Annotated in this window: 18 protein-coding genes; 8 read left to right on the forward strand and 10 right to left on the reverse strand. The window is 71.5% G+C overall.

The genetic code is table 11. From position 1 onward, the window contains the following. Nucleotides 1–39 precede the first annotated feature (39 nt). From ACFVV1_RS03490 to mce, 5 genes are all read right to left on the reverse strand, one after another. Entirely contained in the window at nt 40–819 is a 780-nt protein-coding gene (locus ACFVV1_RS03490) for an ABC transporter permease subunit (protein ID WP_389983719.1), read from the reverse strand. 5 nt (nt 820–824) lie between these two features. Beyond that, complete coding sequence (locus tag ACFVV1_RS03495; protein WP_389983722.1) at nt 825–1817, reverse strand: ATP-binding cassette domain-containing protein; 993 nt, start codon at nt 1815–1817, stop codon at nt 825–827. A 97-nt stretch (nt 1818–1914) separates the two neighbouring features. Continuing rightward, nucleotides 1915–2853, reverse strand: coding sequence for a cellulose-binding protein (locus ACFVV1_RS03500; RefSeq protein ID WP_389983725.1), 939 nt, complete (start codon nt 2851–2853; stop codon nt 1915–1917). A 185-nt stretch (nt 2854–3038) separates the two neighbouring features. Then, on the reverse strand, nt 3039–6896 hold the full coding sequence (scy, locus tag ACFVV1_RS03505) for a polarized growth protein Scy (RefSeq protein ID WP_389983728.1): 3858 nt from the start codon (nt 6894–6896) through the stop codon (nt 3039–3041). Between the two features lie 164 nt (nt 6897–7060). Next, nucleotides 7061–7489 carry a methylmalonyl-CoA epimerase gene (mce, locus tag ACFVV1_RS03510; protein WP_266748626.1) on the reverse strand — a complete coding sequence of 143 codons (429 nt, stop codon included), beginning with the start codon at nt 7487–7489 and terminating at the stop codon, nt 7061–7063. A 135-nt stretch (nt 7490–7624) separates the two neighbouring features. Between mce and ACFVV1_RS03515 the strand changes: the two genes are divergently transcribed. From ACFVV1_RS03515 to ACFVV1_RS03530, 4 genes are all read left to right on the forward strand, one after another. Then, nucleotides 7625–8824, forward strand: a complete 1200-nt coding sequence (locus ACFVV1_RS03515; RefSeq protein WP_389983731.1) for an acetyl-CoA C-acetyltransferase — start codon at nt 7625–7627, stop codon at nt 8822–8824. A 125-nt stretch (nt 8825–8949) separates the two neighbouring features. Continuing rightward, nucleotides 8950–9906, forward strand: a complete 957-nt coding sequence (gene meaB / locus ACFVV1_RS03520) for a methylmalonyl Co-A mutase-associated GTPase MeaB (RefSeq protein ID WP_389983734.1) — start codon at nt 8950–8952, stop codon at nt 9904–9906. A gap of 371 nt (nt 9907–10277) precedes the next feature. Then, entirely contained in the window at nt 10278–12755 is a 2478-nt protein-coding gene (locus ACFVV1_RS03525; protein WP_389983736.1) for a PQQ-binding-like beta-propeller repeat protein, read from the forward strand. 29 nt (nt 12756–12784) lie between these two features. Next, on the forward strand, nt 12785–15085 hold the full coding sequence (locus ACFVV1_RS03530) for a protein kinase (protein WP_389983739.1): 2301 nt from the start codon (nt 12785–12787) through the stop codon (nt 15083–15085). Nucleotides 15086–15246: 161 nt separating this feature from the next. On the opposite strand, the gene ACFVV1_RS03535 is transcribed toward ACFVV1_RS03530, so the two are convergent. From ACFVV1_RS03535 to ACFVV1_RS03550, 4 genes are all read right to left on the reverse strand, one after another. Then, nucleotides 15247–15723: a MarR family winged helix-turn-helix transcriptional regulator gene (locus tag ACFVV1_RS03535; protein ID WP_389983741.1), complete on the reverse strand. Its 477-nt coding sequence runs from the start codon at nt 15721–15723 to the stop codon at nt 15247–15249. A gap of 125 nt (nt 15724–15848) precedes the next feature. Then, the gene (locus ACFVV1_RS03540) at nt 15849–16613 is read right to left on the reverse strand and encodes an AIM24 family protein (RefSeq protein ID WP_389983744.1); all 765 of its coding nucleotides are present in this window, start codon (nt 16611–16613) and stop codon (nt 15849–15851) included. Next, entirely contained in the window at nt 16610–17260 is a 651-nt protein-coding gene (locus tag ACFVV1_RS03545) for an AIM24 family protein (RefSeq protein ID WP_389983747.1), read from the reverse strand. The genes ACFVV1_RS03540 and ACFVV1_RS03545 overlap by 4 nt, the downstream gene beginning before the upstream one ends. After that, nucleotides 17260–17892, reverse strand: a complete 633-nt coding sequence (locus ACFVV1_RS03550; protein WP_389983956.1) for an AIM24 family protein — start codon at nt 17890–17892, stop codon at nt 17260–17262. The genes ACFVV1_RS03545 and ACFVV1_RS03550 overlap by 1 nt, the downstream gene beginning before the upstream one ends. 267 nt (nt 17893–18159) lie before the next feature. Here ACFVV1_RS03550 and ACFVV1_RS03555 point away from each other — a divergent pair, with 267 nt between their 5' ends. Together ACFVV1_RS03555 and ACFVV1_RS03560 are read left to right on the forward strand one after the other, a co-directional pair. Further along, nucleotides 18160–18510, forward strand: a complete 351-nt coding sequence (locus ACFVV1_RS03555) for a DUF3817 domain-containing protein (protein ID WP_389983750.1) — start codon at nt 18160–18162, stop codon at nt 18508–18510. Continuing rightward, complete coding sequence (locus tag ACFVV1_RS03560) at nt 18507–18800, forward strand: MTH1187 family thiamine-binding protein (RefSeq protein ID WP_030971479.1); 294 nt, start codon at nt 18507–18509, stop codon at nt 18798–18800. The genes ACFVV1_RS03555 and ACFVV1_RS03560 overlap by 4 nt, the downstream gene beginning before the upstream one ends. Nucleotides 18801–18865: 65 nt before the next feature. On the opposite strand, the gene ACFVV1_RS03565 is transcribed toward ACFVV1_RS03560, so the two are convergent. Further along, complete coding sequence (locus tag ACFVV1_RS03565; protein WP_389983753.1) at nt 18866–19849, reverse strand: DUF5937 family protein; 984 nt, start codon at nt 19847–19849, stop codon at nt 18866–18868. A gap of 73 nt (nt 19850–19922) precedes the next feature. Between ACFVV1_RS03565 and ACFVV1_RS03570 the strand changes: the two genes are divergently transcribed. Then, entirely contained in the window at nt 19923–21404 is a 1482-nt protein-coding gene (locus ACFVV1_RS03570) for an MFS transporter (RefSeq protein WP_389983756.1), read from the forward strand. Between the two features lie 10 nt (nt 21405–21414). Further along, nucleotides 21415–21924, forward strand: a complete 510-nt coding sequence (locus ACFVV1_RS03575) for a MarR family winged helix-turn-helix transcriptional regulator (RefSeq protein WP_389983759.1) — start codon at nt 21415–21417, stop codon at nt 21922–21924. Nucleotides 21925–22000: the final 76 nt, after the last annotated feature.

Here is a 22000-nt window from a genome sequence, read left to right on the forward strand (position 1 = left end):
CACTCCCGGAGCACTGCGGTCACCCGTCCCGCCCACCGGTCACGCGTCGCGCTTCTTCAGTACGAGATAGCCGCCGACCAGCGCGGCCACCACCCAGGCGAGCAGAATGCCGAGCCCGCCCCACGGCCCGTACGGAGCGGGATTGCTGTTCATGGCGTCCGGAACCACCTGCATGATCTTGGACCCGGCCTGGTCGGGGAAGTAACGGGCGACCTTCTTCGCGCCCGGGACCACCGACAGGATCTGGGAGACCAGGAAGAAGAACGGCATCAGGATGCCGAGCGACAGCATGGAACTGCGCAGCATCGTCGCCACCCCCATGGAGAAGATCCCGATGAGGCCCATGTAGATGCCGCCGCCGACGACCGCGCGCAGGACGTTCTCGGCGCCGATGTCCGTGCGGTGATCGCCGAGGAGGGCCTGCCCGAGGAAGAACGAGACGAAGCTGGTGACGATGCCGACCACCAGGGCCAGCACACCGGCCACCGCGATCTTGCTGAAGAGGAACGAACCACGCTGCGGTACGGCCGCCAGCGAGGTGCGGATCATGCCCGAGCTGTACTCCGTACCGACCACGAGCACACCGAAGACGACCATGGCCAGCTGTCCGAGGACCATGCCGGAGAAGCTGATGAGCGTCGGGTCGAAGGTGGCCTGCTCCGTCACGGGCAGGTCGCTGAACTGGGCGTTCATCAGGGCACAGAGCGCCGCGCTCATCGCGACGGTGACGACGAACGCGGAGATCAAAGTCCAGACGGTCGACGAGACCGTACGGATCTTGGTCCACTCGGAGGTCAGGACCGCGGGTACCGATGCCATCGTCGTCACGCCCCCTTCCCGGTTCCGGAGGGTGTCTGCCGGCTGTACGGATCGTCCCAGTGCGGGCCCACGGGAGGCGGCGCCTCGGCGAGCTCGGAGTGTGCGTGGTACTCCACCGAATCCGCCGTCATCTGCATGAACGCTTCCTCCAGGGAGGCCCGCTGGGAACTCAGCTCGTGCAGCACGATCTGATGCCGGGCGGCGAGCTCGCCCAGCGCCTCGGTGGTGGCGCCGTCGATCTCCAGCGTGCCCTTCCCCGTCTCGACCACGACGAGCCCCTCCTGGTGCAGCACATCGCGCAGCCGCTCCTGCTGCGGGGAGCGCAGCCGTACGTAACTGCGGGAGTTCTGGTGGATGAAATCGGCCATCGAGGTGTCGGCGAGCAGCTTGCCCTGACCGATCACGATCAAGTGGTCCGCGGTGAGTGCCATTTCGCTCATCAGATGCGAGGAGACGAAGATCGTCCGGCCTTCCGCGGCGAGTGCCTTCATCATATTGCGGATCCAGTGAATGCCTTCGGGGTCGAGGCCGTTGACCGGCTCGTCGAAGAGCAGCACCTGCGGGTCGCCGAGCAGCGCGGCCGCGATGCCGAGCCGCTGGCCCATGCCGAGCGAGAAACCCTTCGACTTCTTCTTCGCCACCGCGGTCAGGCCGACGGTGTCCAGGACCTCCGCGACCCGGCTCTCCGGGATGCGATTGCTCTGGGCGAGGCAGAGCAGGTTGTTGTGCGCGCTGCGTCCGCCGTGCATCGACTTGGCGTCCAGCAGCGCACCGATGTATTTGAGGGGTTCCTTCAGGTCGCGGTAGTGCTTGCCGTCGATGCGCACCGAACCGCTGGTCGGGTTGTCGAGGTCGAGCATCATCCGCATCGTCGTGGACTTGCCCGCCCCGTTGGGCCCCAGAAAGCCGGTCACCATTCCGGGTCTGACGCGGCACGAGAGCCGGTCGACGGCAACCTTGTTGCCAAAGCGCTTGGTGAGGCCATCAAGCTCGATCATGCGTTCACGCTAGAACGGCCGCGCGCCCGGCGCCACCACAAGGGCGGAGCCGGGCGCGCGAGGGGTACACGGGCCGTACGACTGCGGTACTCCGGGGTCAGCGGGTCTGCTGGGCCGGAACGCCGCGGGTGACGGGCTCGTCGTCGGCGGGGGTGCCGGCGGCGGCCACCGCGGCACCGGTCAGCGTCGCCAGCATCTCGCGGACGTTGGTCAGCTGGGCGTTGATCGAGTCGCGGCGGTTGGTGAGCGCCGCCAGCTCGCGCTCCGACTCGCTGCGGATCCGGTCGGCCTTCGCGTTCGCGTCGGCCACGATGTCCTCGGACTGGCGCTGTGCCGTCTCCACCGTCTGACGGGCCCGGCGCTCGGCGTCCGTACGGAGCTTCTCGGCCTCCAGGCGGAGCTGCTCGGCACGGTGCTCGATCTCGGCGAGGCGCTTCTCGGCCTTGGCCTGACGGGACGCGAGGTCGCGCTCCGACTGGTCGCGGCGCTTGGCCAGGTTGGTCTCGAAGTCCGCGGCGGCCTGGGCGGCCTTGGCGCGGGTCTCCTCGAAGAGGGCGTCCGCCTCCTCACGCTTCTGCGCGGCGTCCTTCTGGGCGTCGGCACGCAGCGTGCCGGCCTCGCCCTTGGCCTTCTCGACGATCCGGACGCCCTCGTCCTCGGCCTTCGCCTTGCGCTCGGAGGCGAACGACTCGGCGTCGTTGCGCACCTGCTGGGCGGCCGACTCGGCGAGCTCACGGTGCTGCTCGGCGGCGCGACGGGCCTCCTCACGCAGGTCCTTCGCCTCCTCCTCGGCCAGGCGGAGAATCTTCTCCACACGGGCGCCGAGACCGGCGTACGACGGCTCCGCGTCGTTCACCTGGGCCTGGGCGTTCTGCGTTTCGAGGTGGAGCTCCTCGATGCGCTTTTCCAGAGACGTGATGCGGCCGAGAGCACTGTCACGGTCGGCGACGAGCTTGGTAATGCGGTCATCCACCTGACCGCGGTCGTATCCACGTCGCACGAGCTCGAAGCCGAAGGGGGAGGAAGGGTCGCTCATGGGGTTCCTGTCGAATGAGACCGGTGAGGTGTTAGAGGGAATCCTAGGGGTGCGGACGGCGTGTCATCGAGCGGATGCCCTTTTGATCTGGAGAATGACACCTCTTTCGAGTGGCTGACCCACCGTAACTCTTGCCACTCGGAGGGTTGAACGCTCCTGACGAAGCACGGGAGCTGACGGGGCGCCTACCCATCGGACGACTTGCCACTCGACCGAGTGCCCGCCGAGGCCCCGGCCTTGACGCCGCCGCTGGAAGTGCCACCCTTGCCGCCGACGGCCGGTGTCTCGAACGACTCCAGTGCCTCCAACACGTCCTGGACACGGGAGATCTCGGTGTTGATGTCCTGGCGCCGGCGCACCAGCAGATCGAGTTCGCGCTTGCCCTCGTCCACCGTGCGCTTCGCCTCGGTCTCGGCGTCGGCCCGCAGCTTCTCGGCCTCGCGGATCAGCGTGGCCTTCTTCTGCTCGGCCTCCTTCAGCAGTGACTCGGCCCGCTTCACCGCCGCGATCCGGACCTTGCTCGCCTCCGAATTCGCGTCCGCCAGCAGCTCCTTGGCCTTGGCCGCCGCATCGTCGCGCTGTTCGGTCGCCGCCTTCATCAGGTTGTCGACGCGCTCGCCCGCCGTCCTCATCTGCTCGGACGTCTCCCGCCGGGCCCGGTCGTGCAGCTCCTCGATCTCGCTCTCGATCCGGGTCCTGAGCTCCTCGGCCCGCTCCCGGATGGCGGTGGCGTCCCGGCGCGCGCCGACCAGCAACTCGTCCGCATCCGTACGGGCGCGCTCCACCAGGGAGTTGCCCTCGACAGTCGCCTCCGAGGTGATCCGCACGGCCTCCTTGCGGGCCGCGCCGACCATCGTGTCGGCCTGCTCCTCGGCCTCGGTGGCGGCGCGCAGCGCCTCCTCCTGCGCCTTGTCCATCAACTGGTCCGCCTGCTCGGCGGCATCGGCCCGGCGCTTCGCCGCGGCCTCCCGCGCCTCGTCCAGCAGCCGGTCCGCCTCCTCGCGGGCCTGAGCACGCATCAGCTCGGCCGCCGCCTCCGCCTCGGCGCGCACCCGCTCCGACTCCTCGCGGGTACGGGCCGCGTGCTCCTGCGCCGAACCGACGGTGGCCGCCGCCTCCGCACGCAGCCGCTCCGCCGCGTCGGCGGCCTCGTCCGTCGCCCGGGCCGCCTGCTGCGTCGCCCCGTCGACCAGCCCGTTCGCCCGCTGCGTCGCCTCCTCGACGAGCCGGGTGGCCTGCTGCGTCGACTCCGTACGGACCCGCTCGGCCTCGCTCGTCGCCTCGCCGACCAGCCGGTCGGCCTGGGCCGCGGCGTCGGAACGCATCCGGTTGGCGTCCTCGCGGGCCTCGGCCCGGCTGCGCGCCGCGTCCTGCTCGGCCGAGGCCAGCGCGTCGGAGGCCTCGGTACGCATCCGCTGGCTGTACTCCGCGGTGTCCGCCCGCAGCCGCTCCGACTCGGCGATCGCGTCCGAGACGGTCCGCTCGGCCATCGCCTTCGCGGCCTCGGACTCCTCCTGCGCCTCCCGGCGGATCCGGGCCGCGTCCTCGCCCGCCCGCTCCCGCTCGGCGTGCGCGTCGGCGCGGAGCCGGTCCGCCTCCTCCTGCGCCTCGGACTTCGTCCGCTCCGCGACATGCTCGGCGGTGGAGCGCAGCCCGGCGATCTCCGCCTCGGCCTGCTCCTGCAGCCCGCTGACCGAATCCCGTACCTGCTGGGCGGTCTGCTCGGCAGTGGAGACCAGCTCCGTCGCCCGGCTGTCCGCCTCCTCGACCAGGCGGTGCGCCTCGGCCTGCGCCTCCTCGACCCGCTTGCGGGCGGAGGCGAGCAGTTCCTCGCTCTGCTCGCGGGCCCGCTCGCGCTCCTGGTTCGCCTCGGCACGCGCCGCGTCGAGGGTCTCCTCGGCCTCCCGGCGGCGCCGGTTCGCCTCCTCCTGCGCGGCGGCCAGCGCCTCGGCGGCCTCCGTACCCACCCGCTCCGCGGCGGCAGCGGCCTCGGCACGTACCCGGTCGGCGCTCTCCTGTGCCTCGGACTTGAGCCGCTCCGCCTCGGCGGCCGCCTCACCGCGCAGCCGTACGGCGGCGGACTCGCCCTCCGCGCGCGACCGCGACGCATCCGCCGCGGCCTCGTCGCGCAGCCGCTCCGCCTCGGTCTCCGCCTGCTCCCGCAGCGCCCGCAGCCGCTCGGCGGCCTCCGCGCGCAGCCGCTCGGACTCCTCGTTCGTCTCGCGCCGGATGCGTTCCGCCTCGGCGCGCGCGTCCGTGAGCTCCTGCTCGGCGGTGGTGACCCTGGTCTCGGCCTCGGTGTGCAGCCGGGTCAGCTTCTCGGCCGCCTCCGCCTGCCGGGCCGCGACCGCGCGCTCGGTCTCCTCGCGCAGCCCCGCCGCCGCCTGCTCGGCCTCGGCGGTGGTGGACCGGGCCTGCTCCTCGGACTCCGTACGCAGCTGCTCGGCCTCGGCACGGGCCCGCTCCAGGGCCTCCTCGGCCTGCTTGCGCAGCGCGCCGGCCCGCTCGGCCGCGTCGGTACGGACCCGCTCGCTCTCCGCGCCCGCGGTGCCGCGCAGCTCCTCGGCGTCCGTCTTCGCCTTGGCCAGCAGTTCCTCGGCGGTCCTGGCGCCCTCCTCGATCTGCTGGACGGCCTCGCGGCGGGCCTCGCCGCGGATCCGCTCGCCCTCGGCGACCGCCTCGGAGCGCAGCTGCTCGGCCTCGCCGCGCAGCCTGCGCGCCTCCTCCTGCAGCTCGACCGTCTTGGCCCGGTACTCCTCGGTGTCGTCCTTGGCCGCGCCCTTGAGCTGATCGGCCTGCTCGGCGGCCTCGCCGCGCAGCCGGTCCGCCTCGGCCGCCGCCTCGCGGCGGATCCGGTCGGCCTCCTCGCCCGCCGCCCTGGTGGTGGACTTCGCGTCCTCGGACGCCTTGGTCAGCACCTCCTCGGCGGCCCTGGCGGCCTTGGCGAGCTGGGCCGCGGCGTCCTCGGCGGCCGCCGTGCGGGCCTGCTCGGACGCCTCGGACTTCAGCCGGTCCGCTTCGGCACGGGCATCGGCGAGCGCCTGCTCGGCCTCCGTCTTGAGGGTCTCGGTGTCCTTGGTGGCCTCGCCGACCAGCCGGGCGATCTCCGACTTGGCCGTACGGGTGCGCTGCTCGTTCTGCGACTCGGCGGCGGCCAGCCGCTTGACGGCGGCCTCCTTCGCCTCCGCGGTGACCTTCTCGGCCTCCAGCCGGGCCTCGCGCAGCCGGGTCTCGGCCTCCTGCATGCGCTGCTCGGCGGCCCGGTTCAGCTCGGCGGTCCGCTGCCGGGTCTGCTCGGTCGCCGCCGTCGTCGACGTCCGCAGCTGCTCGGCGTGGCTGGTGGCCTCCTGCGCCTGGCTGGAGGCGGCGTTCAGCAGCCGCTCGGCGTCCTTGCGGGCACGCAGCAGGATCGCCTCGGCGTCGGCACGGGCCGACTCCGCCTCGGAACCGAGCCGCTGCCGGGTCTCCTCCGCCAGCCGCCCCGCCTCGGCGCGCGCCGCCGCCAGGGACTGCTCGGCCTCGGTACGGGACTCCTCCAGCAGCCGGCGGGCCTGGGACTCCGTCCTGGCCCGGAGCTGCTCGGCCCAGGCGACGTTCTCGTTGACGTGGGACTCGACGGTCTGGCGGCGTTCGGCCAGCTCCTGGTCGAGCTGCTGGCGTCGCTGCACGGCCTCGTTGTGCAGCTCGGCCTGGAGCCGCGCCTGGTGCTCGGCGTGCTCCTGCAGGATGCGCTGCGTCTGCGCACGGGCGTCACGGAGCTCCCGCTCGGCGTCCGTCCGCAGCTGCTCGGCCTGGATCTGGGCATTACGGAGCAGCTGGTCGGCCTGGTAGCCGATGTCCGCGCTGTCGTAGGCGGGACGGGTCGCGAGATTGCGCCGAGCCTCGTGCAGCTTGGCGCGCAAGACCTCGACCTGGTAACCGAGGTCCTCGGCGTGCTGGACGGCCTTCTCCCGGTCGGTCTTCAGCCGGTCCATCTCGGCTTCGAACCGCGAGAGATGGTCGTCTTCAGCTCGGTGGCTCTCCTGGCGTTCGTAGCCCCGCACTGCGCGGTCCCATCCGTCCCCTGGTCGCAACTCTCCAACGAGTACCGTTCACCGGTGAACGGTCCCCCGGGGAATGGTGACAGATCAACGGCTGGGGACGCGGCGCGGCCCCGACCCGGCCCCGGCCCGGAACTGCCCACTCTACCGGGCCGGGTATCCGGAGGTCAGTGCTCCGCTGCGGACGTGACCAGTTCGGTCAGGACACCGTGGCAGTCCTTCGGATGGAGGAAGGTGATCCGGGACCCCATGGACCCGGTCCGGGGCTCCTCGTACAGCACCCTGACCCCCTTCTCCCGGATGTCCGCCGCGTCGGCGTCGACGTCCGCGGTGCCGAAGGCGATGTGGTGGACGCCCTCACCGTTCTTCGCGAGCCACTTGCCCACGGCCGAGTCCTCCCGGGTCGGCTCCAGGAGCTGGAGGTAGGAAGCACCGCCGTCGGACGTATCGTTGATCTTGAGCATGGCCTCACGTACGCCCTGCTCCTCGTTGATCTCGGAGTGGAACACCTCGAACCCGTAGGTCGAGCGGTAGAACTCGACGGTCCTGTCCAGGTCGAAACAGGCGATCCCGATGTGGTCGATTCGCGTCAGCATGCAACCAGTGCAGCGCTCCACCGATGGTTACGCAACGTGCGCGCGATCACACCCGCTGCGGGATGACGGGCGAGGTACCGCTCAGTACATTCGTGTAAACCCTCGTTCACTCCTCATCCCAAGGGGCCGTGCCTCATGTCAGGAACGACCGGTACCACCTCAGTGATCGTCGCGGGCGCGCGTACGCCCATGGGCCGGCTCCTCGGCTCGCTGAAGAGCTTCTCCGGGGCCGATCTCGGCGGCTTCGCCATCAAGGCCGCGCTGGACCGGGCCGGCATCGGCGGCGACCAGGTCGACTACGTGATCATGGGCCAGGTGCTGCAGGCCGGTGCGGGCCAGATCCCGGCCCGCCAGGCCGCGGTCAAGGCGGGCATCCCGATGAACGTCCCCGCGCTCACCGTCAACAAGGTGTGTCTGTCCGGGCTGGACGCGATCGCGCTCGCCGACCAGCTGATCCGTGCCGGTGAGTTCGACGTCGTCGTCGCCGGGGGCCAGGAGTCCATGACGAACGCCCCGCATCTGCTCCCGAAGTCCCGGGAGGGCTACAAGTACGGCGCGATCGAGCTGCTCGACTCGATGGCGTACGACGGTCTGACCGACGCCTACGAAAACATCCCGATGGGTGAATCCACCGAGAAGCACAACACCCGGCTCGGGCTGAACCGCGCCGACCAGGACGAGATCGGCGCCCTCTCGCACCAGCGCGCCGCCGCCGCCCAGAAGAACGGCATCTTCGAAGCCGAGATCACCCCGGTCGAGATCCCGCAGCGCAAGGGCGACCCGGTCCTCTTCTCCAAGGACGAGGGCATCCGCCCGGAGACGACCACGGAGTCCCTCGGCAAGCTGCGCCCGGCCTTCACCAAGGACGGCACGATCACCGCGGGCACCTCCTCGCAGATCTCCGACGGCGCCGCCGCGGTCGTCGTCATGAGCAAGGCCAAGGCCGAGGAGCTGGGCCTGGACTGGATCGCCGAGATCGGCGCCCACGGCAATGTGGCGGGCCCGGACAACTCCCTCCAGTCCCAGCCGTCCAACGCCATCAAGCACGCCCTGAAGAAGGACGGCCTGGAGGTCGCGGACCTCGACCTCATCGAGATCAACGAGGCGTTCGCGGCGGTCGCCGTCCAGTCGATGAAGGACCTCGGCGTCACCCCGGACAAGGTGAACGTCAACGGCGGCGCCATCGCGCTGGGTCACCCGATCGGCATGTCCGGCGCCCGCGTGGTGCTGCACCTCGCGCTGGAGCTGAAGCGGCGCGGCGGCGGCACCGGGGCGGCGGCGCTGTGCGGCGGCGGCGGTCAGGGCGACGCGCTGATCATCCGTGTGCCCAAGTAGGACCCGCAGGTTCCCGAGAGTCAGGACCCGAGGTTCCCGAGCAGGAACGGCCCGGCCGTGCCGTACGTAGTACGTAATACACGGCGTAGTACACGGAGAGCACGCAGCGAGTGAACGGAGCGGTGATGGTGGACGTCCCCACCCTGGTCGAGCAGGCCCGTGCGGGCCGGCCGAGGGCCGTGGCCCGGCTCATCTCCCTGGTGGAGGGGGCGTCGCCGCAGCTGCGCGAGGTGATGGCGGCCCTGGCGCCGCTGACGGGCAACGCGTACGTCGTCGGCCTGACCGGTTCGCCCGGAGTCGGCAAGTCGACATCCACGTCGGCGCTGGTCTCGGCGTACCGGCGGGCGGGCAAGCGGGTCGGCGTCCTGGCCGTCGACCCGTCCTCGCCGTTCTCCGGCGGCGCGCTCCTCGGCGACCGGGTCCGGATGTCGGAGCACGCCTCCGACCCGGGCGTCTACATCCGCTCCATGGCCACCCGCGGCCATCTGGGCGGCCTCGCCTGGTCGGCCCCGCAGGCGATCCGGGTGCTGGACGCGGCGGGCTGCGAAGTGATCCTGGTGGAGACGGTCGGCGTCGGCCAGTCGGAGGTGGAGATCGCCTCCCAGGCAGACACCTCCGTCGTCCTGCTGGCGCCCGGCATGGGCGACGGCATCCAGGCGGCGAAGGCCGGAATCCTGGAGATCGGCGATGTGTACGTCGTCAACAAGGCCGACCGTGACGGCGCGGACGCCACCGCGCGCGAGCTCAACCACATGCTGGGCCTCGGCGAGTCCCGCGGTCCGGGCGACTGGCGTCCGCCGATCGTGAAGACGGTCGCCGCCCGGGGCGAGGGCATCGACGAGGTCGTCGAGGCGCTGGAGAAGCACCGGGCGTGGATGGAGGAGCACGGCGTGCTCGCCGAGCGCCGCACGGCCCGTGCGGCCCACGAGGTCGAGACGATCGCCGTCACACGGCTGCGCGAGCGCATCGGCGATCTGCACGGCGACCGGCACATCGACGCGCTCGCCGAACGCATCGTGGCGGGGAACCTCGACCCGTACGCGGCGGCGGACGAACTGGTGGCGGGGCTCACCGAAGGCTGATCGCCGATTCGGTGCGGACGGGTCCGAAGGCGGCGTGCGGGCCGCTTCCGGGGCGTCCGCGGCTGGTGCGGTCCGGCCCGGCGCCTGGTCGGGCCGGTGGGCCGCTCCGGGTTCCTCGGGGTGACCAAGTCCCGGCGTCTTGTGCCCTGTTGGAGACCGGTCGGGCACGGCTCTTCCGGTGGGTGCCGGCCCCTGGAGCCGCCGTCCGGCGCCCCCGTCCTTGATGGCTGAGAGTGTGTCAGCCGGGGCCCCGGCGTGCGCTTTCCGTGCTGTTCGGCGCTGCGGTTGATGACGTGTCCGTGGCAGGATTGCGGCCGGACGCGTGTACAGGGCGTCCGGCGTTCCATGCGTGACGACGGGGGGAATGGCGCATGCTCGGGCCGTTGCGGGACGACTCGCCCAGGCGGATCGGGCCCTACGGGATACGGGCCCGGCTCGGCGCGGGCGGCATGGGGGAGGTCTTTCTCGGCGCCCGGGACGGCGGCGGCGACCCGGTCGCCGTCAAGACGGTACGCCGCGACGTGGCCCAGGACCCCGGCTTCCGCAGCCGCTTCCGCCGCGAGATCGCCGTCGCCCGGGCCGTCACCGGCCCCCACGTCGCGCCGCTGCTCGACGGGGACGCCGACGCCGAAGTGCCCTGGCTCGCCACCGGATACGTGGCCGGACCGACCCTGTCCGCCGCCGTCCGCGGGGCGGGAGCGATGACCGAGGCCGAGGTGCGGATGCTCGGCGCCGGACTCGCCCGCGCGCTGGCGGCCGTCCACGCGGCCGGAATCGTCCACCGCGACGTCAAGCCCGGCAACGTGCTGCTCGCGTCGGACGGCCCGCGCCTCATCGACTTCGGAATCGCCCGCGACGCCGGCGCGACCCCGCTCACCACCACCAGCCGCATGGTCGGCAGCCCCGCCTTCATGTCCCCGGAGCACGTGGCGGGCAGCGGACGCGTCGTCCCGGCGTCCGACGTCTTCTGCCTCGCCTCTGTGCTCTGCTTCGCCGCCACCGGGCGCGATCCCTTCGGTGACGGGCCGGTCGCCGCCGTGCTCTACCGGGTCAAGTACGTCGAGGCCGACCTCGGCGACGTGCCCGAGGCGCTGCGTGCCGTCCTGGCGGACTGCCTGGTCACCGACCCGGCCGCTCGCCCCACCGCCGCGGAACTCGCGCAGCGGCTCGCCCCCGACGCGGCCGCACGGTGGCCGGAGCCGGTGGTGCGGCACATCGCCGAGTACGAGCGGGAGCTGGCCCGGGTCATGGCGCTGGGCGGACCGCTGCTGCCGGGATACACGCCGACCGAGGTGGCCGCCGGAAGCCCTCCGGCTCCCCATCAACTTCCCACTCAGGGAACCGACTTCACCCCCGGCCTGCACATCGCACCCACCCAGGGTCCTGGACTTGCCCCGCCCCCGCGCCGCTCCCGGCGCGTCCTGGGCGCGGTCCTCGCCGCGCTGATCGTGCTGGGTGCGGCCACCGGGGGCATCCTGGCCTGGCGCAACAACCAGAAGACCCCCGACGAGGCGGCGCGCGGGGGCGGTTCACCCGCTGTCGGCATCGTGGCGGGCGTGGACGAGAACGGGGGCCCGGACGCCTCGGGAACGGTCCCGTACGGCCGCGATGTCCGTCCGGTGGGGTGGAAGAAGTCCTGGCAGGGGAAGTTCTCCGGGTCGCCGATCGGCTGCTCCGCGGGTCGCGACGTCGTGGTCTGCCGCAAGACGGACGGCACGTACGAGGCGCTGTCGGCGGCCGACGGCCACCGGATGTGGGTGCTCGACACGGGGGAGATCTCCCGTTCGGCGGGCTGGGGGCCCAGCAACCAGTTCTTCATGCCGGCCGCTGCCACCCGCCCCACCGTCTACGACGACACCGTGCTACTTGCCGCGGGCGACCGGCTGCAGTCGCTGGACGCCCGTACGGGGAAAGTCCGTTGGGAGACCCGGTCCGGCGGCGCGCACAACCTGGAAAGCGCGCCGCTGGTCGTCGGCGGTCTGGTCTTCGCCGCCACCACGTCGGTGCCCGACGGCGCGGCCCTCGCCGCGTACGACCTGAGGACCGGCGCCGAGAAGTGGCACAAGCCGCTGGCCCCGCAGGACATCTCCGACGCCCAGAAGGGCAACTTCTGGCCCGTCGCCACTGATGGCACGGTGGTGTACGCCATCGGTGAAGACGCGCCGAAGGCGTTCCGGCCCAAGGACGGCATGCTGCTGGGCACCGCGGGCAGCGAGGCCGTGCAGGGCGTCGGCGAGGGTACGAACTCCGGATGCGGGGATCTTCGGGTGCGGGGCGATGTCGCCTTCTGCACCGCCTACGCCTCCAACGGCAGCGCTTCCGCCTTCGGCTCCGACATGAGCGTGCTGCGGTTCTCGGCGGGGACGCTCAAGGCGCAGGGGCGGGTGCCGGTGGACCCCGGGCTCGTCGCCGAAGCGAGCCTCACCGCGCTCGACGACCGGGTGATCGCCATCCGCCGGGGCAGTGCATACGTGCCGGACGTGCCCGATGAGCTCGTCGTCGTCGGCCGCGACAACGGCCGGGCTCTCGGCAGGTTCCCGCTCGGCGGGAAGGTGGCGCAGGGCATGAGCAACCCGGTCTCCGACGCGTTGATCGTCGCCGACACCGTGCTCTGGGCGGACAGTACGACGCTGTACACCGTCCCGGTCCGCTCCGACGGCACTCTGGGCCCATTGGTCAGGACCCGGCTGCCGGGTGCCCCCGGCCCGAGCAGCACACCGGCCTACGACAAGGCCGACGGCATCCAGCTGGACAAGGAACTGACCGACCCGCAGGTGCTGCCGGTCGGCGGCGTCGTGCATGTCGTGTACGACGACGGCACCACGGTCTCCGTACCGCTGCCCGAATGAACCGACGAACCGCTTGAGGGGACCGCGCAGTGATCGAGCCGCTTCCACCCGGCAGGGCCCGGCTGATCGGCCCGTACCAGCTTCTCGGGCTGCTGGGCGCGGGCGGCATGGGCGAGGTGTATCTGGCCCGGCCCGCCGGTGCGGGGGACACCACCGCCGGGCTGGTCGCGCTGAAGACCGTGCGCCCGGATCTCGACCTCGACGACGGCTTCCGCATCCGCTTCCGCCGTGAGATCGACGCGGCGGGTGCCGTACGCAGTCCGCACACCGCATCCCTGGTCGGCGGCGACGCGAACGGCCGGCTGCCCTGGCTGGCGACCGAGTACGTCCCGGGCCCCTCGCTCGCCGAGGCGGTGACCCGCGGCGGGCCGCTGCCCGAGCCGGTGGTACGGCAGTTGGGTACCCGCCTTGCCCGGGCGCTCGCCGACATGCACGCCGTGCGCGTACTCCACCGTGACCTCAAGCCGGGCAATGTACTGCTCGGCGCCGAGGGGCCGAAGGTGATCGACTTCGGGATCGCCCAGGCCTTCGACGCCACCCAGCTCACCCGGACCGGTGTGGTCGTGGGCAGCCCCGGCTACATCTCGCCCGAGCACGTCAACGGCTCGCGGTCGCTCGTACCGGCGTCGGACGTCTTCTGTCTCGGTGCGGTGCTCGCCTTCGCGGCGACCGGTCGGGGCCCGTTCGACGACTCCGACATGGCCGCGGTGATCTTCCGGATCGCCCACGGCGAGGCCGAACTGTCGCACGTACCGGTGCTGTTGCGTGCCGTGATCGAGGCATGTCTGCGCAGCGACGCCGAGGCCAGGCCGACCCCTCGGCAACTGGTCGGCATGCTGCTGCCGGACGAGCGGCCGGGCACCGCACCCGCGGGCCCGTTCCTCTGGACGGACGCGATACGGCGGCAGCTCGCCGAGCACGCGGCCGGGGCGCGCGCCTGCGCGGCGGCCGCAGCGCAGGCGGCAGCCGCCCCACCGGTCCCGTTCCACGCCCCCGCCCCCGGCGGACCGGCCCTGGCACCGACACCTGTCGTGCCCGTGTCCGTGCCCGGCGACAGCAAGGGCAACAAGGGACTGTGGATCGGGCTGGCGGCAGCGGCCACGGTGGTGTGCGTGGTCCTGGGGACGGTGCTGCTGCCGGGGTTCTTCAAGGGCGACGGCGGGGGCGACAACGCGGGCGGCGGCGCGCGACCGACCGCCTCGGCCCCGGACTCCGTGCGGACCGGGGCAGGACCCGCCGTCGTGCCCGACGCCGACGCCGGCCGTACCGGGGATTTCGGGGCCGCCGCCGCGGACGTCTCCAGGAAACCGGCGGGCTGGAAGGCGTGGAAGGCCAAGATCGCGGACGGTCCGGTGGAGTGCGTACTCGCGGGTGCGTCCCTGGTCTGCGGCGGTCCGCAGCGCATCACCGTGCTGGACGCCGCGAACGGCAGGCGCAAGTGGCAGACCCCGCCGGGAAAGACGTCCGCCGGTCCCGCATCGGTGGCCGGGGTCCTCGGCACCACCGTGTACGCCTTCGAGGACGGCGCCCTGGTGGCGCTCGGCCTGGCCGACGGCGCCGAGAAGTGGCGGGAGCCGCTGGCCGACGGTGCCCGGGTGGCCGATTCCGTACAGTCGGACGGCGTCCTCTATTACGTCACGAGAACTCCGGGCACCGGGGCCGGCCGGATCGTCGCCCAGCGACTCACCGGCGGGCACGAACGCGCATGGGACAAGCCGTGGGACGACCCGGCCCCCGAGGCCGAACTGCTCCTCGCCGAGGGCCGGCTCGTCGCGGTCGGCGACGGCGTCACTATCCTGAAGAGCGCCGACGGCACCCGGCTGGGCGGCATCGGGGCCGGTGACGTCACCTGCCGTACGCCGGTCCTGAAGGGGAAGGCACTGCTCTGCGCGGGCTCGAACGGCCTGACGGTCATCGATGCGGCGGCCCCGCAGAACCGCCGCACGCTCGCCGACGGCGTGGACATCGCCTACCGGCCCGCCGTGTCACACGACGGCAAGGTGGTGCTGAGCAGCCGGCAACGGGTGTACGTGATCACGCTGGCCGACGGCGAACTGATCTGGGCGACGAATGACGCGTCCGAGGGACTGGAGACCGAGGGAGCGCCGATCGTGGTCGGCGACAAGGCCTTCGTCGTCGCCGGGTACGGAGTGGGGTCCTACCGACTGGCCGCGGCCCAGGAGGAGAACCTGGGCTCCAAGATGTACACAGGATGGCCCGGAGCCCCCGGTGATCCGCTTGATCCGGCGCACATCTCGCTCGTCGCGCAGGGCGACGCACTGTTCCTGAGCTTCAGCGACGGGACGGTCCTGTCGGGCAACGCGCCCTGAGCGTTTCCCGGGAGCGGCGAGGCGAGGTGCCGGGCCACGCGAGCCCGGCGTGATCCGGACGAGAGGCCCGAGGGCTCAGTCCTCGCCCCGCTCGTCGTCCCCGTGGTCGCCGTCGTCCGTACCGTCCGCCGTGACCTTCGAGGGCGCCGCCCCACCGCGGGTCACACCTTGCCGCGTCGTCCCCGCAGATGATCGGCGACCGGGGCCAGCGCCGCGTGCAGGTCCGCCAGCGCCTGAGGCGTCAACAGGTCCATGAAGTGCTTGCGCACCGAGGCCACGTGGTGCGGAGCCACCTTCCGCATCGTCTCCGCGCCCTCCTCGGTGAGGACCGCGTACAGACCGCGCCGGTCGGACTCGCAGTTCTCCCGGCGGACCAGGCCCGCGCTCTCCATGCGGGTGATCTGGTGCGAGAGCCTGCTCTTGGACTGCAGCGTCGCGGCGGCGAGATCGCTCATCCGCATGCGCTGGTCCTGCGACTCCGAGAGGTTGACCAGGATCTCGTAGTCGTTGTTGGTCAGGCCGAACGGCTGGAGATCCTTCTCCAGTTGGTGCATCAGCAGCCTGCTGACGTCCAGGTGGGTACGCCAGGCGCACTGCTCCGCGTCGTTCAGCCAGCGGGTGGCCGTCTCGGTCTCCATATGTGGATTCTACCTAAGAAGTTGAAAGCCGGACGAAGTGGGGGAGTGTGACGCCCGGCACCCGCCCGGAGGCGGACTCGGGTGCGGGGTGCGGACGTTCGACGTCACACTCCGCAGACTACCGTTCACAACCCGAAGCGGCGTTGGAGGTCCCCGAGCTGACCGGGCATGCGGGGTGCGGACCCGGGTTGACCGGCCCCGCCCGGGACCCCCGGCTGCTGCGGCACCGCCCCCGTCGGCTGCTCGGGCATCAGGATCTCGGTCGACTGGAGCAGCACCGTACCCGCGCCGACGAACTCGAACTGGTGCTCCTCGCCCGAGGTCCCGCCGATCCCGGTCAGTGACCGCAGCCCGCCCAGCACGCCCGTCATGTAGCCGTGGTCGTAGTGGTGGCACGGCGAGGGGCAGTCCGCCCAGCCCACCAGCGCCTGCGGATCGACCCGCAGCGGCGGCTCCATGAAGACCACCGGACCGTTGGACGCCGCCACGAACTTCCCCGTGCCGATCAGCGTCAGAAAGCCCGGCACGATGGACTGCTTGAGCGCCAGCGTCGGCTGGTACGCGAGGAGGTTGCCGGACCGGATCGTCAGATTCCCGTCCTGAAGGTCGTACGAGTTGACGTCGAAGGCCCGGTCCGCGAGCAGCAGCTTGCCGCTGCCCTCGGCCACCACCCAGTCGCTCGCGTGCAGCGGCGAGTGGAAACTCGTACGGATCAGCCGCTCGAAGCGGCCGTGACCGATGCCGTTGAACTCGATCCGCCCGTAATAGGCGATCATCTTGCCCTTCTGCAGGAACCACTGGCTCCCCTTGAGCTCCACGCAGAAGGTGTAGGAGTTGACGTTGTCGTCCGACGGCAGCGTCATCGGGTCGAAGACCACGGGCGTGCTCACAGCTTCTCCTCCGAGGCCTGGACGTACACCGCGCCGCTGCCGCTCAGCTCCAGCTGGAACGCCTCGCCGGAGCCGCGCCCCACCATGTCGCGCCAGCCGAGCGCGGTGGAGAGCTTGTTGCGGACGTCGCCGTGGTGCGCGACGTACGCCTGCGGGTCCACATGCACCTCGCGGCCCGGGGTGATCGGCAGCTCGATCACCCCGCCGTGTGCCATCACGGCGACCGCGCCATGCCCCTTGAGGGTGGTGGTGAACAGCCCCTGCCCGGTCACCTGACCGCGCACCATGCCCATCACCCCGCCCTGCGAACCCATGAACATCGTGCCCTGCTGGAGCGTCCCGTCGAAGGCGAGCAGCCGGTCGGCCTCCACGTACAGGGTGTCGCCGGCCAGGTTGATCACCTGGATGTGATGGCCGCCGTGGCCGAACATCACCGTGCCGTTGCCCTCGACCGTCATCAGCGGGGTCGCCTCATTGGCCACCCGGCGGCCGATCATCGACATCACACCGCCCTGGCCGCCCTGGATGTTCGGGGTGAACGACACCTCGCCCCGGTAGGCGAGCATCGCGCCGCGCTGGCTGTACATCTTCTGGCCGGGAAAGACCGTCGCCTCGACCATCTTCGAGTTGATCTCACGGAACGGCATCAGACATCGCCCCCGATGGTGTTCCGCTCGCTCGGCTGGACGTAGACGATTCCCTCGCCCTCGAAGCGGATCTGGAAGGACTCGCCCGAGCCCTCGCCCATCAGCGTCCGGAAGTTCACCCCGGCCTGGAAGTGCTGTTGCACGTTTCCCTGATGGGCGATGTAGGCGCCCGGGTCGACGAACAGCGGGTACGAGGCCGAGACCCGCAGCGCCACCGCCGAACCGTCCGACATGATCGCCACCTGTCCGGTGCCCTCGACGGTGGTGGTGAACAGTCCGTTGCCGCTCGCCCCGCCGCGCAGGCCGGTGAAGGTGGTGCCGGTGCGCAGCCCGGCGTCGGTGCAGAGCAGGTTGCTCGCCTCGACGTAGAGCTTGTCGCCGTGCAGCGAGACGAGACTGATCTCGCTCGCCCGGTCGGCGAAGTAGCAGGTGCCCTGCCCCTTCACCTCCATCACGGCCATCTGCTCGCCGGTCAGCCGACGGGTCACCATGCCGCGCAGGCCGTCACCACCGCCGGTCATCTTCTTGAACGTGATCCGGCCGTCGTACGCGACCATCGAACCGTTCTTCGCCTTCACGGCGTCGCCGGCCAGGTCGACGGCGAGCGTTCTGCTGCCTTGGAGTCGGAACATTGCCACGGAGCGACGTTAACCGCAGGGGCCCGGCAGGGACAGGGCCCAGGGGAGGAACCGGCCCCCTGAACGGTCCCTGATACGCATCCTGTACGGGACCCGGACGCAATCGGGACGTACCCGTACGGGGCACAAGGCCGGGGCGGCGGCACGTGACCGGCGACATACGGCCCCCGGCACCGACCGCCGCCCGAACCGATGCCACAATGGACCGCGCTTGTGCCTGTATTCACAAGCTGTCACGATCCTCCCACCGAAGGTGCCCTCGTGGACGTCAAGACCGCTACCGCCCTGCACCGGCTGCGCCTCATCTCGGTTCCCGAGGCGCTCTCCTTCCCGGCACTGATCATCTTTGGCTCGATCCTCAGCCGGGTCTCCGACATCGACTTCCTGATGATGCCGCTCGGCATCCTGCACGGCGTCCTCTTCGTCATCTACGCCGTGCTGCTCCTCGACGTCTGGTCCAAGACCAAGTGGCCGCTGAAGCGCGTCGCGTTCTTCTTCCTGCTCGCACTGCTGCCGTTCGGCGGGCTGTACGGCGACAAGGTGCTCAAGCGCTACGAGGCCGACGGCGTCATCGCCGCCCGCGCCCGCCGGGAGGGCGTGGTCAGCGCATGATCGTCGCGTTCTCGGTCAGTCCGCTGGGCGTCGGTGAGGACGTCGGGGAGTACGTCGCCGACGCCGTCCGGGTCGTCCGTGAGTCCGGGCTGCCCAACCGCACGGACGCCATGTTCACCTCCATCGAGGGCGAGTGGGACGAGGTCATGGACGTCGTCAAGCGGGCCGTCGCCGCCGTCGAGGCCCGCGCCGGGCGTGTCTCCCTCGTACTGAAGGCCGACATCCGCCCCGGTGTCACCGACGGCCTGACCTCCAAGGTCGAGACGGTCGAGCGGTATCTCGCGGACTGACGCCCGTACCACCCGAAGAGCCCCCTTGCCGGACGGCAGGAGGGCTCTTCGTCATCCCGGTGTACTCAGGTCGGCACCGCCAGCGCGATGCCGAGCGGCGTCCGCTCGTACAGCACCTGGTGTCCGTATCGCCGCGACGTCAGCAGCCCCGCCGCCCGCAGCACCGACAGATGCTCCGACACGGAGGACGGCGCCAGGCCCAGCCGGTGCGCGAGCGCGCTCGTCCCGGCCGGTTCGTCGAGCGCGCACAGCACATCGGCCCGCGCCCGCCCCAGCAGCCGGGCGAGCGTCTTCGGCGTGCGGTCCGCGGGCTCCGTCCACAGAGCGCCGATCCCGCGCGCCGGGTAGATCACCGCGGGCTGCCAGGGCGGCTCGTACCCGCTGACCACATCCGGCCAGGCGAAGACGCTCGGCATCAGGACGAGGCCCTGACCGCCGAGCACCCGGGAGTGCCGGCCCTTGATCCCGACCAGCGTGAGCGTCGAATCCGCCCAGCTCAGCTGCGGGCTCAGCTCACCGAGCAGCCGCGAGAAGCCGACCGCGGCGAGCCGGCGCGAGTGGTACGCGATGTCCGCCTCCAGCAGGGCGCGCAGCCGCGGCCAGTCCGGTTCGACCAGCACCCGCCACGCCTGCTCCAGCAACGCGGCCAGCTCCTGCTGCGCCCGTGCGGGATCGGCGAGCATCGCCCGCCCGGCGGGGGAGTCCCGGATACCCGGCATGCACGCGAGCGTCAGCGCCAGGTCCTTGCGGACCAGCCGGGGGTCGGTGGCACGGACCCCGGCGATCTCCTCCTCGAAGGAGGCGTAGGGCCCCAGCGGTGGCGGGGACAGGAAGTCCGGACTGTGTCCGCTCTCCGGCATCAGCGACCACAGCTGCCGCAGGTCGAGCCCCGTGGCGGCGCTCCGGATGCGCCTCAGCCACGGTTCGTGGTAGCCGTGCCGACCGGGGCGCAGGAGGGTACGTACCGCCTGCTGCGTCTCCCAGATCGGAGAGATGGCGAACCTGCAGCGGAGCAGATCGCTCTCGTCGAAATGCAGATGGAACGACATCGGCTGCCTCGTCAGGATTCGGTCCGGGCCGAAAGTCTACGGAACGAGGGTCTTGCTCCTTCAAGCTGCGCCCATGCCGAGCAACAGCCCCGACCTGGTGGGCAGCCCCCACAATGCGGCGGACACCCCGAACGGCCCGACGGGCCCGTCTCCCGACGAACCGTCAGCCGCACGCCGCCGAGCGGACACCCACCCCGCCGGACCGGAGCCGTCGCCGGCCCCCTCCCCGGAGCGCGCCGACCCCATTGACCCGAACCCGTCGCCCGCGCTCCGGGACCCGGCCGCCGCGGACCCCGGCACGTCCCGCGGCTACCGCGCCGTCTTCGCCGTACGGGAGTTCCGGGCCGTATTCACCGCCCATCTGCTTTCCCTCATGGGCCTGATGGTCAGCGAGCTGGCGCTCACCGTCCTCGTCTACGACCTCACCGACTCGCCGCTGCTCAGCGCCCTCACCTTCGCGCTCGGCCTGCTGCCGTACCTGATCGGCGGCACGCTCCTCGCCGGGGTCGCCGACCGCTACCCCGCCCGCCGGGTCCTGGTCACCTGCGATCTGCTCTGCGCGGGCTGCGTCGCCGTCATGGTGCTGCCCGGCACTCCCGTGGGCGGGCTCCTCGCCCTGCGCTGCGCCGTCGCGCTCGTGTCGCCCGTCTTCACCGGCACACGGATGGCCGCGCTCACCGACATTCTCGGCGAGGGCGATCTCTATGTACTGGGCCGCTCGCTGCTGCGGATCATCTCGCAGAGCGCGATGCTGATCGGCTTCGGCGTGGGGGGTGTGCTGCTCACCGTGGTCTCCGCGCGCGAAGCGATCGCGATCACCGTCGTGACCTTCCTCTGCTCGGCGGCCCTGCTCCGCTTCGGCACCCGGAACCGGCCCGCCCGGACCGGCGACAGCGGCGACGGGGGAAATCTGCTCAAGGACTCACTCGCGGGAGCGCGCACAGTCTTCGCCGACCGCAGGATCCGCGCGCTGACGCTGCTCTTCTGGGTGCCGCCCATGTTCGCCGTGGCACCGGAGGCGCTCGCCGCACCGTACGCCGACGAGATCGGAGCCGGCCCGGCCGCGCTGGGGCTGCTGATGTGCTCGATGCCGATCGGCAACATCGTCGCGGAGCTGTACGTGGGCGGCGTGCTCACGCCGCGCGCCCGCTCCCGGATCGTGCTGCCGGCCGCCGTCGCCGGGCTCCTGCCGCTCCTGCTGTACGGGCTCCGCCCCAGCCTTCCCCTGACCATGGCCGCGCTCGCACTGGCCGGGGTGGGGGCGGCATACGTCATCGGCCTCGACCAGTGGTTCGTCGAAGCCGTGCCCGAGGAGCTGCGGGGCCGGGCGATGACCCTGCAGACCGCGGGGCTGATGACGGTCCAGGGCATCGGCATGGCCCTTGCCGGGCTGGCCGCCGAATTCCTTCCCGTCCATCAGGTGGTCGCCGGATCCGCCGTGATCGGTACGGTGTGCATGCTCCTGCTCGTCCGCGAGGTCAGCCGCACGGCATCCGCACCCCGGATTCGGACCGAAGTTCGAGACAGTACTGACCAGCATATGACCAGTGGGTAAGGTCGGTGCCGTGCCGAAGCCGCTCAGACTCCCCTTCGATCCCATCGCCCGCGCCGACGAACTCTGGCAGCAGCGCTGGGGTCCGGTGCCCTCGATGGGGGCGATCACCTCGATCATGCGCGCCCAGCAGATCCTGCTCGCCGAGGTCGACGCGGTCGTCAAACCGTACGGACTGACCTTCGCCCGCTACGAGGCACTGGTGCTGCTCACCTTCTCCAAGGCCGGCGAGCTGCCGATGTCCAAGATCGGCGAGCGGCTCATGGTCCACCCGACCTCCGTCACCAACACCGTGGACCGGCTGGTCCGCTCCGGACTGGTCGCCAAGCGCCCCAATCCGAACGACGGCCGCGGAACCCTCGCCTCCATCACCGACAAGGGCCGTGAGGTCGTCGAGGCGGCGACCAAGGACCTGGTCGACATGGAGTTCGGGCTCGGGGTGTACGACGCCGAGGAGTGCGCGGAGATCTTCGCCATGCTGCGGCCGCTGCGGATCGCGGCCCATGATTTCGAAGAGGCCTGACAGCCCTTCCGGCCGCCGGACCCGGTGCGCGGCCCCCGGCGGCCGCGCCGGAGGGCTGCCGTGCTGCGCCCGGCCG

It is taken from the genome of Streptomyces sp. NPDC058092, assembly GCF_042884935.1.
Classification (GTDB): Bacteria; Actinomycetota; Actinomycetes; order Streptomycetales; family Streptomycetaceae; genus Streptomyces.

Coding starts and splice junctions, on each gene's coding strand:
- ACFVV1_RS03490 (WP_389983719.1), bottom strand. CDS start 819: ATGGCATCGGTACCCGCGGTCCTGACCTCCGAGTGGACCAAGATCCGT.
- ACFVV1_RS03495 (WP_389983722.1), bottom strand. CDS start 1,817: ATGATCGAGCTTGATGGCCTCACCAAGCGCTTTGGCAACAAGGTTGCC.
- ACFVV1_RS03500 (WP_389983725.1), bottom strand. CDS start 2,853: ATGAGCGACCCTTCCTCCCCCTTCGGCTTCGAGCTCGTGCGACGTGGA.
- mce (WP_266748626.1), bottom strand. CDS start 7,489: ATGCTGACGCGAATCGACCACATCGGGATCGCCTGTTTCGACCTGGAC.
- ACFVV1_RS03515 (WP_389983731.1), top strand. CDS start 7,625: ATGTCAGGAACGACCGGTACCACCTCAGTGATCGTCGCGGGCGCGCGT.
- meaB (WP_389983734.1), top strand. CDS start 8,950: ATGGTGGACGTCCCCACCCTGGTCGAGCAGGCCCGTGCGGGCCGGCCG.
- ACFVV1_RS03525 (WP_389983736.1), top strand. CDS start 10,278: ATGCTCGGGCCGTTGCGGGACGACTCGCCCAGGCGGATCGGGCCCTAC.
- ACFVV1_RS03535 (WP_389983741.1), bottom strand. CDS start 15,723: ATGGAGACCGAGACGGCCACCCGCTGGCTGAACGACGCGGAGCAGTGC.
- ACFVV1_RS03545 (WP_389983747.1), bottom strand. CDS start 17,260: ATGCCGTTCCGTGAGATCAACTCGAAGATGGTCGAGGCGACGGTCTTT.
- ACFVV1_RS03550 (WP_389983956.1), bottom strand. CDS start 17,892: ATGTTCCGACTCCAAGGCAGCAGAACGCTCGCCGTCGACCTGGCCGGC.
- ACFVV1_RS03560 (WP_030971479.1), top strand. CDS start 18,507: ATGATCGTCGCGTTCTCGGTCAGTCCGCTGGGCGTCGGTGAGGACGTC.
- ACFVV1_RS03565 (WP_389983753.1), bottom strand. CDS start 19,849: ATGTCGTTCCATCTGCATTTCGACGAGAGCGATCTGCTCCGCTGCAGG.
- ACFVV1_RS03570 (WP_389983756.1), top strand. CDS start 19,923: ATGCCGAGCAACAGCCCCGACCTGGTGGGCAGCCCCCACAATGCGGCG.